17 protein-coding genes are annotated in these 16488 nt (G+C 66.8%); 6 read left to right on the forward strand and 11 right to left on the reverse strand.

Going from position 1 to position 16488, the window contains the following annotated elements; translation table 11 throughout:
- Positions 1-101: 101 nt before the first annotated feature.
- From JQT59_RS09025 to JQT59_RS09035, 3 genes are all read right to left on the reverse strand, one after another.
- Positions 102-1265 carry an LLM class flavin-dependent oxidoreductase gene (locus JQT59_RS09025; protein WP_213575836.1) on the reverse strand — a complete coding sequence of 388 codons (1164 nt, stop codon included), beginning with the start codon at positions 1263-1265 and terminating at the stop codon, positions 102-104.
- A gap of 137 nt (positions 1266-1402) precedes the next feature.
- On the reverse strand, positions 1403-1651 hold the full coding sequence (locus JQT59_RS09030) for a hypothetical protein (protein WP_213575837.1): 249 nt from the start codon (positions 1649-1651) through the stop codon (positions 1403-1405).
- Between the two features lie 734 nt (positions 1652-2385).
- Positions 2386-2949 (reverse strand): XRE family transcriptional regulator, encoded by a 564-nt coding sequence (locus JQT59_RS09035; RefSeq protein WP_249354288.1) that lies wholly within the window; start codon positions 2947-2949, stop codon positions 2386-2388.
- Between the two features lie 185 nt (positions 2950-3134).
- On the opposite strand from JQT59_RS09035, the gene JQT59_RS09040 reads away from it, so the two are divergent.
- The gene (locus tag JQT59_RS09040) at positions 3135-3950 is read left to right on the forward strand and encodes an IclR family transcriptional regulator (RefSeq protein WP_213575839.1); all 816 of its coding nucleotides are present in this window, start codon (positions 3135-3137) and stop codon (positions 3948-3950) included.
- 16 nt (positions 3951-3966) lie between these two features.
- Here the strand turns inward: JQT59_RS09040 and JQT59_RS09045 are convergent, their stop codons facing one another.
- From JQT59_RS09045 to JQT59_RS09080, 8 genes are read right to left on the reverse strand one after another with little or no spacing between them, the layout of a single operon-like run.
- The gene (locus JQT59_RS09045) at positions 3967-4446 is read right to left on the reverse strand and encodes a hypothetical protein (RefSeq protein WP_213575840.1); all 480 of its coding nucleotides are present in this window, start codon (positions 4444-4446) and stop codon (positions 3967-3969) included.
- Positions 4443-6032: an acyl-CoA synthetase gene (locus tag JQT59_RS09050; protein ID WP_213575841.1), complete on the reverse strand. Its 1590-nt coding sequence runs from the start codon at positions 6030-6032 to the stop codon at positions 4443-4445. The genes JQT59_RS09045 and JQT59_RS09050 overlap by 4 nt, the downstream gene beginning before the upstream one ends.
- 13 nt (positions 6033-6045) lie before the next feature.
- Positions 6046-6879, reverse strand: coding sequence for an SDR family NAD(P)-dependent oxidoreductase (locus JQT59_RS09055; protein WP_213575842.1), 834 nt, complete (start codon positions 6877-6879; stop codon positions 6046-6048).
- On the reverse strand, positions 6876-7751 hold the full coding sequence (locus JQT59_RS09060; protein WP_213575843.1) for an alpha/beta fold hydrolase: 876 nt from the start codon (positions 7749-7751) through the stop codon (positions 6876-6878). The genes JQT59_RS09055 and JQT59_RS09060 overlap by 4 nt, the downstream gene beginning before the upstream one ends.
- 30 nt (positions 7752-7781) lie before the next feature.
- Entirely contained in the window at positions 7782-8363 is a 582-nt protein-coding gene (locus JQT59_RS09065; RefSeq protein ID WP_213575844.1) for a 3-phenylpropionate/cinnamic acid dioxygenase subunit beta, read from the reverse strand.
- Positions 8364-8405: 42 nt separating this feature from the next.
- Positions 8406-9629 carry an NAD(P)/FAD-dependent oxidoreductase gene (locus JQT59_RS09070; RefSeq protein WP_213575845.1) on the reverse strand — a complete coding sequence of 408 codons (1224 nt, stop codon included), beginning with the start codon at positions 9627-9629 and terminating at the stop codon, positions 8406-8408.
- A complete protein-coding gene (locus JQT59_RS09075) occupies positions 9629-9973 on the reverse strand; it encodes a non-heme iron oxygenase ferredoxin subunit (RefSeq protein WP_249354289.1) in 345 nt (114 codons plus the stop codon). The genes JQT59_RS09070 and JQT59_RS09075 overlap by 1 nt, the downstream gene beginning before the upstream one ends.
- On the reverse strand, positions 9970-11151 hold the full coding sequence (locus JQT59_RS09080) for an aromatic ring-hydroxylating dioxygenase subunit alpha (RefSeq protein WP_213577559.1): 1182 nt from the start codon (positions 11149-11151) through the stop codon (positions 9970-9972). Before JQT59_RS09080 ends, JQT59_RS09075 begins: the two co-directional genes overlap by 4 nt.
- Positions 11152-11462: 311 nt before the next feature.
- Here JQT59_RS09080 and JQT59_RS09085 point away from each other — a divergent pair, with 311 nt between their 5' ends.
- The 5 genes from JQT59_RS09085 to dmpG are packed head-to-tail and all read left to right on the forward strand — an operon-like array spanning position 11463 to position 16183.
- Entirely contained in the window at positions 11463-12446 is a 984-nt protein-coding gene (locus JQT59_RS09085; protein ID WP_213575847.1) for a zinc-binding dehydrogenase, read from the forward strand.
- 11 nt (positions 12447-12457) lie between these two features.
- Positions 12458-13405, forward strand: a complete 948-nt coding sequence (locus tag JQT59_RS09090) for a 3-carboxyethylcatechol 2,3-dioxygenase (RefSeq protein WP_213575848.1) — start codon at positions 12458-12460, stop codon at positions 13403-13405.
- The gene (locus JQT59_RS09095; protein ID WP_213575849.1) at positions 13402-14211 is read left to right on the forward strand and encodes a 2-keto-4-pentenoate hydratase; all 810 of its coding nucleotides are present in this window, start codon (positions 13402-13404) and stop codon (positions 14209-14211) included. The genes JQT59_RS09090 and JQT59_RS09095 overlap by 4 nt, the downstream gene beginning before the upstream one ends.
- Entirely contained in the window at positions 14208-15179 is a 972-nt protein-coding gene (locus JQT59_RS09100) for an acetaldehyde dehydrogenase (acetylating) (RefSeq protein WP_213575850.1), read from the forward strand. The genes JQT59_RS09095 and JQT59_RS09100 overlap by 4 nt, the downstream gene beginning before the upstream one ends.
- Positions 15176-16183 (forward strand): 4-hydroxy-2-oxovalerate aldolase, encoded by a 1008-nt coding sequence (gene dmpG / locus JQT59_RS09105; protein ID WP_213575851.1) that lies wholly within the window; start codon positions 15176-15178, stop codon positions 16181-16183. Before JQT59_RS09100 ends, dmpG begins: the two co-directional genes overlap by 4 nt.
- Positions 16184-16488 lie beyond the last annotated feature (305 nt).

Consider the following 16488-nt stretch of genomic DNA (forward strand, 5'->3'; position numbering starts at 1 on the left):
ATGTCCTACTTCGCTACACCTCTGCCGAGTCAACGTCCCGCACATACAACAGCGGGGCGGGTTCGGCATCAATCTCGAACCCCGCCCCGCTGCAATGCAAATCAGCCCACGCTCACGGCACGTTCCGCCTCGAACTGCTTCTGAGCGGCCGCCTGGCCGGCGGCGGTGGCATCGGCACCGGCACGGTTGCTGTTGACCACCTGGTCGTAGCCCCGCTGACGCGAAGTGCGCGCGCCACGGAACTCCGGCGCGACCCGCTCGGCGATCAGCTCGAAGCTCCGCAGCGCGGCCGACTGCGGAGCCCACTCACCGTGCAGAACGAGGAACTTTCCGAATCCGCCGGACTTCTCCTGCAACCGCTCGATCTGTGCGATCGCCATCTCCGGAGTGCCGATGACAGCGAGGCCGCTCTCGTTGACACCGTCGATCAGCGTGTCGACGTCCGGAGCGGGATCGAAGCCCGGGGTAACGTGCGAGAGATAGTTCATCAAATCCAACAGCCCGTGCCGGCAGTCCGCTCGCGCCTGTTCCTCGGTCTCCGCCACATGCATCAGACCGGTGAGACGCCACTGGTCACGAGACACGGTGCGCCCGTTCTCGGCTGCGATCTGCTCGGCGATGTCCCAGTGACCGGCGAGCAACTCGACGCCCATCGGGTTGGTGGCGGCGAGCGAGAGGATGCCTGCCCCGTACTTGCCCGCGAGCTTCGGGCCGGTCGGCGACACCGTGGCGGTGACAGCCTTCTCGATGGTTGAGTACGGCGCCACATGTAGGTAGGCGTCCTGGATCTTGTACCAATCTGTCTCCTCCGTGACCGTCTCGCCGTCGAGGAGACGGTGAATCACGTCGAAAGCCTGCTCCATCTTCCGCCGGCTCTCTACCGGGTCGATGCCGATCATGTGGGCGTCGTCTGCGAGCTGACCGGGGCCCGCGCCGAAGATCACGCGTCCGCGGCTGAGGTGGTCGAGCAGCACCAGCCGGTCGGCAATCATGAAGGGGTGGTGATAGGGCAGCGAGACCACCCCGAGGCCCAGTTTGATCCGTGACGTCCGCTGAGCGGCGGCAGCGAGGAACATCTCCGGAGAGGACACGATCTCCACACCGCCGGAGTGATGCTCACCGATCCAGAACTCGGCGAAGCCGAGCTTGTCCATGTGCTCGACAAGCTGCAGGTCCTGGTGGATCGCGGTGTTCGCGTCCGTCTCGATCTTGTGCCACGGAGCGAGAAATGCCCCGAATTCGACGGTTGCGCGTGGGTTGCCCATGATTTCTCCTGATCGACGTATCCGTATGACGGGACTCTGCTCTGTGGTCACCAGCATCCATCCGATCGCCGTACTGTGATGTAGCGCATTCGGACACAGCCACATCGCCGCTATGTCGAGGTGCCGGACATTCGCGCCTACGCGACGCGCTCGGCGAGTCGCGCGACTCGGCGTCTCATCAATACGGCAGCAAGTCGGGAGACAAGCGTCTTCTCCTCATGCGCCAGGTCGTGATTTCGCCGTGCCACGGCAATGATCTCGATGCAACGAGCGTAGAGACGTTCGGATGTCAGCCCGAACTCCACGAAGGCCTTATCCTCGGGTGGCCACCCGAACGGCGCCCACATGACGACAAACTGTGCGATCTGTCGATCGGTCCTGTTCATGATTTCTCCATGGTTCTTGCAACGGAACGCGTGTTATACAGTCTGGGCGCAGTCGAGCGAATCGTTTGTTTGACAATGGGACAGAGCTGCCGCGCGAAATGGTCCGCCCAGGGAGAGGCAGTGTCGTTCTTAACGGGGTTACGAGAAGCTGCAATTCCATCGTGGAATGGTTCACGAGCACGGTTTGCGGGGATAGCCACTATTGAAAGCACCGTTTGAGATGAGGTCTTAGTGCTTGGGGGAGTGTTCATCGACTGCAAACCGGCCGATCTTCCCCCCGCACGCGGGAGGTACCCCCAGTCGTGATGGGGGTGACTGTCGACGGCACCCGCGACATTCTCGGTTTATGGGCCGGGAACTCTCGTGTGAGATCGGCCGCCTCGAGGACATCTCACACACATCAAGACCGTCGTGAACGGCACCCATCGCGCAGCATTGAGCTCATTGAGCAGTCAAATTGCTACATTGTTTGCGGTGGCCGCATGCCGTCACCAGCTGCTCCGAGGGTTTCAGGCGACGAGCAGGACGCGCGAGCGCGCCGAGACCGAATGCCGAGAAATTTGATGTCCGGGTTCTGAAGTCAGGGAACGCCTTTCGCATCGTTGCCCATACCGGACAGGCCCATGGAGCAGTTCTTTCGGTCTGTTTGGGGTGGTCGGCATCCGCGAGGCTGGTGGCAGTAGCAGCCTTTTCCGGCATGATCGCTGACGCACGTGGGATATGGGAAAACTTCATCATCCCGGGGTCACCCTCGGTCCGAACTGGTGCAGCTGCGGGAGGGTGGTCACTACATGGGCGACGACGGACTCGCTGAGACAGGCGTGGCGAAATGGGAGGTCGCCGGGAAACCTGACGAAGTCTTCCGTCTCGACGATCACGGGTTCGCTCAGTGGCCCGGTCTCCAAGCGCCCGCTGATGACATAGACGTGCAGTAGCGTCCCGGGCGGGTTGACGTCGGAGGGGTCGTTGACCTCTGCTCCGTGATCGAGGCGGAGAACATGGGTTTGTACGTACCCCGAGCCATAGACCTCGTCGAGTATCCTTTCGGACCGACCGTTCTCATCAGTCCACTCCACGTCGTCGCGGCGCTGCACGAAGACCGGTGTCCCCCACTCGGTGAGGAGCCTCCGCACCTGGATGTCCATGGCGGCGCTCAGTTGGGCTAGGGTCTCGACCGTCGGATTGCCATTCCCCTGCTCGACCTTCGATAACGTTTGTTTGGATAAGCCCGAACGACGCGCCAATTCGCCGAGCGACAAGCCGCGTTCTTGTCGGTAGCGGCGCACGTTGCGCGCCACGAGCTGGTTTACATCCCACACGTCCCACTCCCGACTGCGACAGTGTCACTTTTAATGTACGACTCGTCAATCTTGACGTACCGGCACGGCGCAATGCAAGATGTCCAGTAAAGATTGCAAATCGTCCATTAAAGTTGGCCCGCCCGTAGCGTCGTGGCGGGTCGTCATATCCGAGGTGAGAACACATGACGATCCCCTCAACCAACCGCGACGACCGCGCAGCGATCGACAAGGCCATCAGCGTTTTGGCGTGCTTCGGCGACGACGCGCTCAGCGGCGTGGGCGTGAGCGAACTCGCCCGACGAGCCGCGCTGAGCAAATCCACCACCCATCGCGTTCTGGCGATGCTCGAGCGCAACGGTGTAGTCGAACGCACGGGCACGGACTACCGACTCGGCGACCGTCTACAGAAGCTCGGCAGGACGGTGTACTCGCCGGGTCAGGAGGAACTTCGCGATCTTTTGATTCCGTTCCTCACCGACCTGTACGTGGCGACTCAGGAGACCGTCCATCTTGCATGCCTGTCCGGGACGGACGTGATGTATTTGGCAAAGCTCTACGGTCACCGCCGTACCGCATCACCCTCACGGATCGGACAGCGCATTCCGGCGCACTGTACGGCGGTAGGAAAGGCTCTACTCGCATACGAACCCGATGGAGCACAGCTCACAATGCTGGGCGCCCTGCGACGGTTTACCGACCGCACCATCGTCGACCCCGCGGCCCTGACCTGCGAACTCAATGCGATCCGTAGCCGCGGAATCGCCGTCGAAAACGGAGAGGTACAGAACGGGTTGAGCTGTGTCGCGGTGCCGGTGATGGGTCCGAACGGGCGTCCGGTGGCCGCGCTGTCGGTGTCTGCGCCGACCGGCAGGCTCGACGTCCAACGTCAGAGCATCACATTGCGTCGAGTGGCGAGCGCGGCGGCGAAGGTGCTGCCGTCCGCACGCACCGTCACCGCGCCGGCCTCACATGCCCGCCAGCATGCGCTCGCCAGCTGATTCGATTCCTTCCGTCTCAGGTCCCGGGGACATGGTCGAGGTCGATGTCCACCGCCGTGACCCAATCGGGTTCCGCCACTAAAAGACTCAGTTCGGCGTCGGCAATATCGACGTCGACGACGTATCGGAACCCTGCTGCCTCGGCGGCGGCGCTGGTGGCGAGCGCGCTCAGCGGGCTGCGGCCGGAGTCGTCGCGGTCGACGGCATAGACCACCTTCCGGCATTGCGGGTCGGCTATCCGAATCGCGGGGGTCAGCACCTCGAGGACGGCGGTGAGGTCGTCGGCGGTGGCCACGTCCGATACCCGTACCTCGACGTCGTGGGCCGCCACCGGATACGCGTGCCGCAGCCGCCCCCGTGCACAGCGGGTCAACTCGACTGTGACCGCCGCTATATCCTCGCGACGCACCACGAGCCTGCCCCCGGAATCCGCCCACGAGACGACCTCGCCGGACCACGGATCTTCGAATCGCAGACGAGAAAGCTGCGTGATCATCGGTCTCCCTCCTCCACCAGGGTGCGGATCGCACGCTTCTCGAGCTTCCCGGATCCGTTGCGGGGCATTCGATCGACGATCTGCAGTCGCTGGGGAAGCTTGTAGCGGGCAAGTTCGGCGGCCGCGAAGTCCCGCACGTCGTCGAGCGTGACCGCGACCGAGTTGTCCAGGGAGACGACCGCGACGACGATCTCACCCCACTTCTCGTCCGGGGCGCCGACGACGGCGACGTCGGCGATGCCGGGCATGCTGGCGAGAACACGTTCGACCTCGGCGGGATAAACATTCTCCCCGCCGCTGATGACCATGTCCTTGAGGCGGTCGACGATGAACAGGTAGCCGTCGTGGTCGAGGTAGCCGATGTCGCCGGAATGGAACCAACCGTCTTCGTCGAACGCCGTAGCGGTTGCCTCCGGGTTCTCCCAATATCCCGGCGTCACGTGCGGGCCGCGCACGACGATTTCGCCGCTGGTGCCCGGCTCCAGGGGCGTGTTCGAGGCCGCGTCGACCACACGAACCTGCGTGTAGGGCATAGGGATACCTGCCGACCCGATCTTGTCGAGGGTGCGCTCGACGGGCAGATGAGTAGCGAACGGCGCGGTTTCGGTGAGCCCCCACGCCTGTTGCAGCCAGATTCCGTGATCGGCGAACTCCCGGATCAGCGACGGGGGCACCGGTGCGCCGGCGACCACGACCGACCGTAGCTGCGACAGGTCGGCGTCGAACACCCCCGGCACCCGGCGTACGGCGGCCAGCATCGCCGGCGCCGCGAACAGGGAGTTGACCCGATACTCGACGATATCGGCGAGAAAGTTCTCGGGATCGAACGATCGGCGGAGAACGACCGTCCCGCCACGGACGAGCGTGCGGAGAACAAAGCTGTTCAGGGCACCGACATGGAACAGGGGCGCGGACGCGTAGGTGACATCACGTCGACGCGTGTCGAGACGCGAGTCCACGTTGATCGAATTCCACCAGATGTTTCCGTACGTGAGCACGACACCCTTGGGCGTGCCGGTCGTTCCGGAGGTGAACATCAGGATGGCCGGATCGTCGAATCGCCCGACCACGACTCGGTCGTTCGACGTCGACGAGGCGAGTGCCTGCGACCACGGCTCCCACCCGTCGGCGGCTCCGGCGACGGGCACCGACGGGTCGTCGTCGACGAGGAGGAACCGCTTGATGGCGACCCGCTCACGGACGGCATCGACCACGTCACGGTGTCCCGCCTCGCCGACGAGGGCGACCGCGCCGCTGCGCTCGAGCACGACCTGCAGTTCGGGGACCGCGAGCCGGAAGTTCAGGGGCACGAAGATCGCGCCGATTCGCAGGCTGGCGAGCAAAGTGATCAGGAATGCGGGGCTGTTGAGCCCGGCGTACGCAACTCGGTCTCCTGGCCCGACACCACCACTGGTGAGAACGACCGCCAGGCGGCTCGCTCGGTCGTCCAGATCGGCATAGGTGAGATCGACGCCCGGATAGCGAAGTGCAACCGCGGCACCGTTCCAGCCGGCGTTGCGCTGAACCGCGGCCGCCGGATTCACGTCGACGGCGAATCCGGAGTTGGCGGGGTGGCCGAAAGTCATGGTGGGTCCTTCCTCAGAGGTGGTCGCCGCCGGCGTCGGAGCTGAATCCGCGCACGCCCATGCCGCCGTCGATGGAGATCGCTTCACCGGTGATCGGGCCGCTCTGCTCGCGGGAGGCGAGAAGCACGTAGGGGCCGGTGAAATCCCGGGGGTCGGTGCTCGAGTCGTGCAGCGGGATCGGGGGCGGCGGAGTGTCCGGGCCGCGCTTGGCGAAGGAGGTGGAGATGGACCGCTCCTTCATCGACAGCGATTCCGGACCGCGCAGGTCGGTGTTCATGCCCCCGCACGCGACGCCGTTGACCCGGACCTTGGGGGCGAGCTCGTACGCGAGTTCGCGCATCAGCCCGAGGCAGGCGTGCTTGCTGGCGGTGTAGACCGGGCCGCCGCCGTTGACGTAGAACGAGGCGTTGGACAGGGTCATCACGATGCTGCCGCGGGTCTTGACGAGCTCGCGCCAGGCAGCCTCGGCGGCCAGAAAGTAGCCTTTGACGTTGATCGAGAACACCTCGTCGAAGGTGTCACCGAGCTCCAGCGCGCTCAGCCGGGTGAGCTGGCGTTGGTAGTCCCACATTCCGGCGTTGGCAACGAGGGTGTCGAGTTTGCCGAACCGGGTGACGGTCTCGGCGACCGCGGCGTGCAACTGGTCGGAGTTGCGGACGTCGGCGGCGACAGCGTGCATGCGGGACGGGTCGGCGGAGTTGGCGACGACCTTCTCGAGCTGGTCCAGGGTGCGGCCGACGATGGTCACGCAGGCACCTTCCGCGAGGTAGCGTTCGGCGACCGCGCGCCCGATGCCGGTGCCGCCGCCGGTGATCAGGGCGGAGTACCCGTTCAGCCAGCCGGTCATCCGAGTTCTCCGAGGAAGTCGCCCACCAGGCGTTCGAATTCGGCCTGGCGTTCGAGCTGCACCCAGTGCCCGCAGCGCCCGAAGACGTGCATTTGGACGTCCGGGATCTGCTTGAGCATGATCTGCGCACCTTCGAGGGTGATGGTGCGGTCGTCGCGGCCCCACAGCAGCAGTGTGGGGGCCTTGATCTTGTGCAGGTCCTTCCAGAGGGGGTCCATGCCGTGCCGCTTGGCGAAGGCGGCGTTGTAGCGGTGGTAGAACTCGATGTGGCTCTCGTCGAGTGAGGCCTCGTAGCGGGCGCGGACGACGTCTTCGCCGAACTGTTTGTGGTCGAAGACCATGGTGCGGATGAACGCGGCCATTTTCTTCTCGCTCGGCCCGCCGCCGTTGAAGTACTTGAACATTTCCTTCTGCCCCTCGGTGGGGGTGGGTCCGAACGGCAACCAGCCGCCGCCCGGTGCCATCAGCACCAGGCCGGTGACCCGCTCACGCTGAGCCTGAGCCATCGCGATGGCGGCGGCACCGCCGAGGCTGTTGCCGAGCAGGTGGAAGGAGTGGACTCCGAGCTGATCGAGGGCCTGGAAGAGGGCGTCGACGGTGATCTGGGTGATGGAGCGGTCGTCGAGGTCGGCGTCGGTGGGGCGGTAGCTGTCGCCGAATCCGGGTTGGTCCGGCAGCAGGATCCGGAAGTGCTGGGAGAGGGCAGCGAGGTTCTGGTGGTAGTTGCTCACCCCGGAGGCGCCGGGGCCGCCGCCGTGCAGCATCACCAGGACGGGGCCGTCACCGGGGACCTCGGCGACGGCGATCTCGCCGAGGGAGGTCTGCACGCGGTGGTGGCGGAGTTCGATATCGGTGGTGGTTGCGGTGGTCATGGAATAGTCCCTCGGTCGAGTCGGGAAGTCTCAGAAGAAGGTGGAGATGTTCTTCGACTGCAGGATGTTCTGGTCGAGCAGGATGGTGCGGCGGGCAACCGACAATCCGGTGTCGGTGCGGCGCAGGAGGTCGGTGCGTCCGCCCGCGAAGATGTTCTCCTCGCGTTCGAGCCGGTTGCGGTAGACCAGGAACGCCGAGCGCACCAGCAGGTCGTTCTCGGTGAATCCGGGGTGCTCGCCGGGGTCGGCGTGTTTGACGGCGACGTTGGTGACCAGGTGCCGGGTCCGTGACGGCGGGTCCTCGGCCCAGGCCATGCCGGAGTCGAACCGGCGGATCCGCCAGGCCAGAGAGTCTTTCGTCTCGTCGTAGAACGCGGCCTCCCCGCGTGCGGCGATCGACAGCGCCTGCTGACGGCGGAGCCGGTTGGTGCGGGTGGGCATCCAGTAGTCGAGGTCGTCTGCGAGCAGGTCGAGCCAGTCGGTGTAGCGGCCGTCGTCGAGGAGTTCGGCCTCTTCGTAGTAGAACTGCTCGACCTCGAAGTGGGTGTCGCGGTCGGCGCGCTGTCCGGCCCGCGGCGCGGTGGGTGGTTTTGATTCGGTGGTGGTACTCACGGTGGGTCCCTTCTACGGGCGAGCTTCCAGAATTCGGACAGCTCAGCCTCGCAGCAACTTTCGAAGGTCGGTGCTGGTGTCGGCGAGTCGGCTCGCGTCGACGGTGACGGCGCGGTCGATCATCCGGCGGGCCGCCCGGACGGCGGTGGAGTCGTCGACGGCGACGGCACCGACGACTCGCCCGTCACGCAGGCCGAACGCAGAGAACGTGGGGTCGCCGAGTTCGCCGCGGATCACGGTCTGCTCGGCGGCGGCCATCCGGCCGACGGCTTCGACGTGGTTGTGGTGGCGGTCGGTCCAGAACCACGACGCCGTCACCGCGGGCGGTGGTGTGCCGAGGATGGTAGCGGCGGCGCGCTGACCATCGTGCTGGGCGGCCTCCCAATGTTCGGCGCGGGGTGCAAGGACCCCGTCGCGCCGGACCCGAGTGGGGTCGCCCACCGCAAGGACGGCGGGGTTCGAGGTCACCTGTCCGGGGTCGACGACGATGCCCCGGTCGACCTCCAGACCCGCGGCTTCGGCGAGCGCGGTCGCGGGCACCATGCCGACACCGAGCACCACCACGTCGAATGTGCGGGGCTCGGTTTCGCCGCCCAGGACGGCTTCGATGCCGGTCTCGGTGTCGGTGAAGGACTCGACACCGGCCAGGACCGTGTCCACCCCGCGGGCGGTGTGGGCACCGTGCAGCCAGGCTGCGACGTCCGGGCCGACGGCAGCGGCCAGGGGAAGCGGCGCCGGATCGACCAGCACGACCTCGCAGCCGAGATCGATGGCGGTGGACGCGACTTCGGCTCCGATCAGCCCGGCCCCGACGACGAGCACCCGCGCACCGGGTGTCAGCGCTTTACGGAGGCGGTCGGCGTCGTCGCTGCTCCGCAGCACGTGCACGCGGTCACTGTCGGCGCCGGGAATGGGCGGACGCGCGGCCTGCCCGCCGGTGGCGAGCACCACCCGGTCCGCAGGCAACACGGTGCCATCGCCGAGTTCGACCCCGCCCTCCGTGCTGCGGAGGGCGGCAACGGGGGTCAGGGTGCGCAGCGCGATCGCGTTGTCGTCGTACCACTCGGGTGGTTGCAGGGCGATCTGCTCGAGGTCCTTGGTGCCGGCGAGGTAGTCCTTCGACAGTGGCGGGCGGTCGTAGGGGAATTCGCCGGCGTCGACGAGTGTCAACTGCCCGGCGTAGCCGCCTGCCCGCAACGCGGAGGCGGTGCTCACACCGCCGATGCCGCCGCCGACGATGACGATCCGGTCGAGTCCGGTGGCCATCAGGGCCTCTGTCCCGGAAACAGGAACACGTCGCCGTCACGGACCTCGATCCGGTGCGGGCAGGCGTCCTTGGTGGCCGGCAGACCGTCCACGGCACCGGTTTTCAGGCAGAACTTGCTCGAGTGCAGGGGGCATTCGACGTGCCCGTTCTCCACCCAGCCTTCGGCGAGGGAGGCGTCGGCGTGGGTGCAGGTGTCATCGAGCGCCCACACGCTGCCGTCGTCATCGCGCAGCAGGGCGATGTCGTCGGCGGTGCCGGTGATCGCCTTGTCGATGGCGATCCCTTCCCCTTCCGGGATGTCGTCGAGCGCCGCAACGCGGATACCCGTGGTAGTTGCACTCATCGTGTCTCCTCGTGCCATGCAGGGGTGTTCATCAGCTCCCGCCAGTGGGCGTAGAACGCCCGCCCGGCGGCGTCGCTGTACAGTTCGCTCGTCTTTCCCGGGTGCCGGCCGTCCTCGCGTTCGGATCCGATGCCCATCTGGTAGTTCAGGGTCACACCGTTGGTGATGAAGCCGCGGGAGATGGCCTGCACCTCGCTCCAGTTCTCGCCGTCGTCCTGCTCGAAGATGCCGCTGGGTCCGAAGGTGCGCAGGTTGTAGAGCCGCTGCGCCTCCCGGACCTCGTCGGGCATCGACTTGTCGACGATCGTCCACGCCCAGACCTCCATCTTGTCCGGGCCCTTCGGGTGCCAGATGCGGATGGAACCATTGACGGGCAGGTAGGAGAAGTTCGGGAACACCGTGGCATGACCGGTGGTCATCGGTCCCTCCACGCGGGCGTCACCGAGACGTTCACGCAGCGCACCGTAGTCCATCCATTCGTGGACCGTGCCGGCGTCGAAACGGTTCTTCGGGTGCACCGGGAATCCGGCGCCGTGCCCGTTCGGGTCGACGTACTGGCGGCCGGTGCGGTGCACGATCTCGTCTTTCGGCCCCTTGCCGGTCGGGGAGAGCACCATCAGCGCCGACGCGTGGCTCATGTTCACGTGGTACCAGTCGGTGGCGAACTGCTCCGCCGACAGTTTCCAGTTGCCGTCGAGCACCCACTTGTGGACCCCGCCCACGACCACGGTGCCCTCGTCGTCGTGATTGAGCATGGCGTCCATGTACCAGGCCATGTCACCGAGCGACTCCCGCAGGGAAACCGGGGACGGATTCCAGGTGCCGAAGATCAGACCGTGATAGGTCTCGATGTGCGGGACCTCCACCAGTCCCCAATCCTTGGCGTCGAACGATTCGGGATAGCCCTCCTTGTTGGGGACGCTGATCAGCTTGCCCTCGAGGTCGTACGCCCACCCGTGGTAGGTGCAGGTGAAGTTCCGGGTGGCCCCGAAGTCGGCCCGGCACACCCGCGCCCCGCGATGCCGGCACGAGTTGAGGTAGGCGCGGATCTTGCGGCTCTTGTCGAGGGTGACGATGACCGGGTCCTCACCCATATAGGTGGTGAAGAAGTCGCCCGGCTTGTGGAACTGGTCGGTGTGCGCAAGGAACAACCAGCTCGGTGCGAAGACGCGGCGCATCTCCTGCTTGTACAGGGACTCGTCGGTGAAGATGGCGCGGTCGAGCAGGCCGCCCTCGGAATCGACGAGTCCGGAGACGTCGAGGTTCCGGGTCATCGCGGCCGGTCGCTGCAGGGCGCCGCGCGGGGCGGCCGTCGCGGCACCGCAGGGGAGTTCGCAGGCTCCGCCGCAGGCCCCGGGCTCGGCGGCGGGTCGGATGGTGGAGGTCATGGCAACCAGACAACCGAGCCCAGTCCCGCTGTTCCACCGAGCGTTCCGTAGCACGGAACGCTTGCTGTGATGCCACTGGCGTGGTCGGCACAGTGGCACTCATGCTCGCCGCAACCGCCGTCTCCCAGAGCGCCACCGACCCGCTGTCCGGTCTCGTTCTCGCAGACGTCCCGCAACCTGAACCCAAGCCCGGCTGGTCCCTCGTCCGGGTCGCCGCTTCCTCGCTGAACATGCACGACCTGTGGACACTGCGCGGCGTCGGCCACCCAGCCGAGCGGCTGCCGATCATCCTCGGCTGCGACGCCGCCGGCTACGACGAGCACGGCAACGAGGTGATCGTCTACCCGGTCATCGCCGACGCCGACGCCGGCATGGGCGATGAAACCCTCGACCCCAACCGCGCACTGCTCTCCGAACAACACGACGGCGCCTTCGCCGAATACCTCAGCGTCCCCACCCGCAACCTGATCCCGAAACCCGCCTGGCTGTCCTTCGACGAAGCCGCGTGCCTACCGGTGGCCTGGACCACCGCCTACCGAATGCTGTTCACCCAGGCCAAGATCACCGCCGGAGACCGCGTCCTGGTCCAGGGCGCCGGCGGCGGCGTCGCATCCGCCGCCATCAAGCTCGCCGCAGCCGCCGGCGCCGTCGTCTACGCCACCAGCCGCAGCGAGGACAAGCGCGCCGAGGCCCTCTCCTGGGGTGCCCGTGCTGCCGTCGGCACCGGCGAGCGGCTGCCCGAGCGGGTCGATGTCGTCATCGAAACCGTCGGCGAGGCCACCTGGGCGCACTCGATGAAATGTCTGCGTCCGGGTGGCACGATCGTGATCGCCGGCGCCACCAGCGGCGCGAACCCGCCCGCGGACCTCAACCGCATCTTCTACCTCCAGCAGCGCATCCTCGGCTCCACCGGCTGCACCCGCAGCGAACTAGTCGCCATGCTCAAGATGATGGACGCCACCGGCCTGCGCCCGGTCATCGACCGCACCCTGCCCTTGACCGAGATACACAAGGGATTCCAGCTCGTGATCGACGGCACCCTCACCGGAAAGCTCGTCATCCACCCGACTACCCAGCAGCAGTGAGGAATTCGCCCATGACCACCGCACTCGTCGGTCTCTCGCATTCGCCCCTGATCGGAAAGAACGACCCGGACCCGGAAGTCCTCGCCCGCATCGACGCCGCCGTCGACGGTGCCCGCGCGTTCGTGCGGGACTTCGACCCCGAACTCGTCGTGCTCTACGCCCCCGACCACTACAACGGGTTCTTCTACAAGGAGATGCCCCCGTTCTGCCTGGCTACCGGGGCCCACGCTGTCGGGGACTTCGGCTCCCAATCCGGCCCGTTGTCCGTCGACACCGAAGCCGCCCAAGCTCTCGCACGCGGTGTCCTCGACCGCGGCATCGACCTGACCGTGTCCGCCCGCATGATCGTCGACCACGGCTTCGTCCAACCGCTCGAGGTCCTCTTCGGGGGCATCGACGCGGTTCCGGTGGTGCCGATCTTCGTCAATGGCGTCGCCACCCCGCTCGGACCACTGCACCGCATCCGCGCCCTGGGCACCGCCGTCGGCGAGGCCGCCGCCCAATTGGACAAGCGGATCTTGTTCCTCGGATCCGGTGGCCTCTCCCATGATCCACCGGTCCCGGTCCTCCACGGCGCCCCACCGCGCGTCGCCGACGCACTCATCGAAGGACACCCGCCCACCCCCGAGCAGCGCGCCAAGGGCGAGGAACGGGTACTGCAGGCCGGCCGCGACTACGCCGCCGGAGTGGCCACGATGATCCCGATCAACCCCGGCTGGGACAACCTCGTCCTCGACACCTTCGAGAACGGCGCCCTCCCCGACATCGACGACTGGACCGTCGAATGGATGGGCGCCGAGGGCGGCGGATCCGCCCACGAGGTACGCACCTGGATCGCCGCCTACGCATCCCTCGCTGCCGCTGGTCCCTACGAGATGACGTCCCGATTCTACGAGCCGGTGCCCGAATGGATCGCCGGGTTCTCGGTCACCACGGCCACCCCGCGCGGGCTGCGATGACCATGAAAACCTCTACTTCGGCGATCGCGGCAGCCGTGGAGCGTTTGACCGCAGCCGCTGCCACCGACACACCGTGCGCGGCAGTGCGGGACCTGATCGGGACCACCGACATCCGCGCGGCCTATGCCGTCCAGCAACTGCTGACCGACCGGCGTCTCGCCGCCGGCGGCACCATCACCGGCCGGAAGATCGGCCTCACCTCCCCCGCGGTGCAACAACAACTCGGTGTGAATCAACCCGATTTCGGTGTGCTGTTCGCCGACATGGACGTCACCGCCCTGCCCGAGGTGCCGAGTAGCCGGTTGCTTCAACCGAAAGCCGAGGCCGAGATCGCGTTCGAACTCGGTGCCGATCTCGTCGACGGCGACCTCGGCCTCGCCCAGGTGCGCTGCGCCGTCGCCCGTGCCGCAGCAGCGTTGGAGATCGTCGACTCCCGCATCGCCGACTGGGACATCACCATCACCGACACCGTCGCCGACAACGGCTCCTCCGGACTCTACGTCCTCGGTGAGAACTGGCTCACGCTAGACGATTTCGAGCCGCGTGAGGTGTCCATGCGCCTGTTCTCCGGCGAGGAACTGGTGTCCGAGGGCACCGGCGCCGCCTGCCTCGGTGACCCCCTCGAAGCCCTCTCCTGGCTCGCCCGCACCGCCCGCGACTACGGCCAGCCCCTGCGTGCCGGGCAGGTCATCCTCTCCGGGGCCCTCGGCCCGATGGTCCCCACCCCACCCGGCACCACCGTCCGCGCCGAACTTTCCACCCTCGGCACCGTCACCGCCACCTTCTCGAAGGACACCCACTCATGACCGACACCCCCAAGATCAAGGTCGCGATCATCGGATCCGGCAATATCGGCACCGACCTGATGATCAAGGTGATCCGCAACTCCGACATCCTCGAGATGGGCGCCATGGTCGGCATCGACCCGGCTTCCGACGGACTCGCCCGCGCCGCCCGACTGAACGTCCCGACCACCGCCGACGGCATCGACGGCCTGATCGGCCTCGACACCTTCGCCGACATCGCCATCGTCTTCGACGCCACCTCCGCCGGGGCGCACCGGGCCAACGCCGCCGCCCTCGCCCCCTACGGGAAGAAGCTGGTGGACCTCACCCCCGCCGCGCTCGGCCCGTACGTGGTGCCGCCGGTCAACCTCGAGCAGCACCTCGACTCCGGCGTCGACAACGTCAACATGGTCACCTGCGGCGGGCAGGCCACCATCCCCATGGTCGCGGCCGTCTCCTCGGTCACCCCGGTCGCCTACGCCGAGATCGTCGCGTCCATCGCCTCCAAATCCGCCGGCCCCGGCACCCGCGCGAACATCGACGAATTCACCGAAACCACCTCCCACGCCATCGAACAGGTCGGCGGCGCCGCCCGCGGCAAGGCCGTGATCATCCTCAACCCCGCCGAACCACCCCTGTTGATGCGGGACACCGTCTTCGCCCTGATCGGCGACGCCGATCACGACGCGATCCGCGCGTCTGTCGCGGAGATGGCCGCCCGGGTCGCCGAGTACGTCCCCGGCTACCGGCTCAAACAAGACGTCCAGTTCACCCCGATTCCCGACGGGGAACCCGTGCATACCCTGCTGCCAGACGGCGCCGGCCCGGTCACCACCAAGGTGTCGATCTTCCTCGAGGTCGAGGGCGCCGCCCACTACCTGCCCGCCTACGCCGGCAACCTCGACATCATGACCTCCGCGGCCCTGCGCACCGCGGAATCCATCGCCCGACGCATCCAGAACACCATTCCCGCGGAGGCCCGCTCGTGACCACTCCCCAGCTCTACATCCAGGACGTCACCCTCCGCGACGGCATGCACGCCGTCCGGCACCGCATCACCCCCGACGACGTCGGCCGCATCGTCGCCGCCCTCGACGCCGCCGGGGTCGACGCGATCGAAGTCGCCCACGGTGACGGTCTCGCCGGTGGCTCCCTCAACTACGGGCCCGGCTCCCACACCGACTGGGAATGGATCGAGGCCGCCGCCGACAACCTGACCCACGCCACCCTGACCACGCTGCTGCTGCCCGGCATCGGCACCATCGCCGAACTCGAACACGCCTACCAGCTCGGGGTGCGCTCCATCCGCATCGCCACGCACTGCACCGAGGCGGACGTGTCCGCCCAGCACATCGCCAAGGCGCGCGAGCTCGGCATGGACGTCTCCGGATTCCTGATGATGAGTCACATGAGCTCCGCCGACGACCTCGCCAAGCAGGCGAAGCTGATGGAATCGTATGGGGCGCAATGCGTTTACGTCACCGACTCCGGCGGCCGGCTCACCATGGACGGCGTCCGCGACCGGGTCCGCGCCTACCGGAACATTCTTCACCCCGGTACCCAGATCGGAATCCACGCCCACGAAAACCTGTCGCTGTCGGTGGCCAACAGCGTCGTCGCCGTCGAAGAAGGCGTCACCCGCGTCGACGCCTCCCTCGCCGGGCACGGCGCGGGCGCCGGCAACTGCCCGATCGAGGCGTTCATCGCCGTCGCCAACCTCCACGACTGGGAACACGGGTCAGACCTGTTCGCCCTGCAGGACGCCGCCGACGACCTCGTCCGGCCCCTGCAGGACCGGCCCGTGCGCGTGGACCGGGAAACCCTCACCCTCGGCTACGCCGGCGTCTACTCCAGCTTCCTGCGGCACGCCGAAACCGCCTCGAAGAACTATGGCGTCGACGTGCGCACCATCCTCCAAGAAGTCGGCAACCGCGGCCTCATCGGCGGACAGGAAGACATGATCACCGACATCGCGCTCGACCTGACGACATAAGAAGTCGCGCCCGTATCCTGGCGGTCGAGCCGTCATCGACCTGGAACACCGTCCCCGGATTGGTCGACTGGCCGATGTTGGTGCTCACCCCTGCAGCGGTGCACTTCGCGCGTGGGTGTTGCGTTCCGGGGGCCGGAAACGACTCCGGTTGACAACGGGTTCTGATGCACCGCCAATGAGCCGCTCGGAGATTCCGCCTGCGCATAACTGTCCGCACGCCTCGGCCCACACAGGACTGGCGTCCGTCGAGACCGCGAGTGCAGCAACCTGAAATCCCCTGACAAATTCATCACACGCACCCTCGG

The sequence above is a fragment of the Rhodococcus sp. USK13 genome, assembly GCF_018343855.1.
Taxonomy (GTDB): domain Bacteria; phylum Actinomycetota; class Actinomycetes; order Mycobacteriales; family Mycobacteriaceae; genus Rhodococcus_F; species Rhodococcus_F oxybenzonivorans.

What these genes read in the sequence shown, in the direction of transcription:
- JQT59_RS09025 (WP_213575836.1), bottom strand. Translation starts at nt 1,265, where the DNA reads ATGGGCAACCCACGCGCAACCGTCGAATTCGGGGCATTTCTCGCTCCG.
- JQT59_RS09030 (WP_213575837.1), bottom strand. Translation starts at nt 1,651, where the DNA reads ATGAACAGGACCGATCGACAGATCGCACAGTTTGTCGTCATGTGGGCG.
- JQT59_RS09040 (WP_213575839.1), top strand. Translation starts at nt 3,135, where the DNA reads ATGACGATCCCCTCAACCAACCGCGACGACCGCGCAGCGATCGACAAG.
- JQT59_RS09045 (WP_213575840.1), bottom strand. Translation starts at nt 4,446, where the DNA reads ATGATCACGCAGCTTTCTCGTCTGCGATTCGAAGATCCGTGGTCCGGC.
- JQT59_RS09050 (WP_213575841.1), bottom strand. Translation starts at nt 6,032, where the DNA reads ATGACTTTCGGCCACCCCGCCAACTCCGGATTCGCCGTCGACGTGAAT.
- JQT59_RS09055 (WP_213575842.1), bottom strand. Translation starts at nt 6,879, where the DNA reads ATGACCGGCTGGCTGAACGGGTACTCCGCCCTGATCACCGGCGGCGGC.
- JQT59_RS09060 (WP_213575843.1), bottom strand. Translation starts at nt 7,751, where the DNA reads ATGACCACCGCAACCACCACCGATATCGAACTCCGCCACCACCGCGTG.
- JQT59_RS09070 (WP_213575845.1), bottom strand. Translation starts at nt 9,629, where the DNA reads ATGGCCACCGGACTCGACCGGATCGTCATCGTCGGCGGCGGCATCGGC.
- JQT59_RS09075 (WP_249354289.1), bottom strand. Translation starts at nt 9,973, where the DNA reads ATGAGTGCAACTACCACGGGTATCCGCGTTGCGGCGCTCGACGACATC.
- JQT59_RS09080 (WP_213577559.1), bottom strand. Translation starts at nt 11,151, where the DNA reads ATGCGCCGCGTCTTCGCACCGAGCTGGTTGTTCCTTGCGCACACCGAC.
- JQT59_RS09085 (WP_213575847.1), top strand. Translation starts at nt 11,463, where the DNA reads ATGCTCGCCGCAACCGCCGTCTCCCAGAGCGCCACCGACCCGCTGTCC.
- JQT59_RS09090 (WP_213575848.1), top strand. Translation starts at nt 12,458, where the DNA reads ATGACCACCGCACTCGTCGGTCTCTCGCATTCGCCCCTGATCGGAAAG.
- JQT59_RS09095 (WP_213575849.1), top strand. Translation starts at nt 13,402, where the DNA reads ATGACCATGAAAACCTCTACTTCGGCGATCGCGGCAGCCGTGGAGCGT.
- JQT59_RS09100 (WP_213575850.1), top strand. Translation starts at nt 14,208, where the DNA reads ATGACCGACACCCCCAAGATCAAGGTCGCGATCATCGGATCCGGCAAT.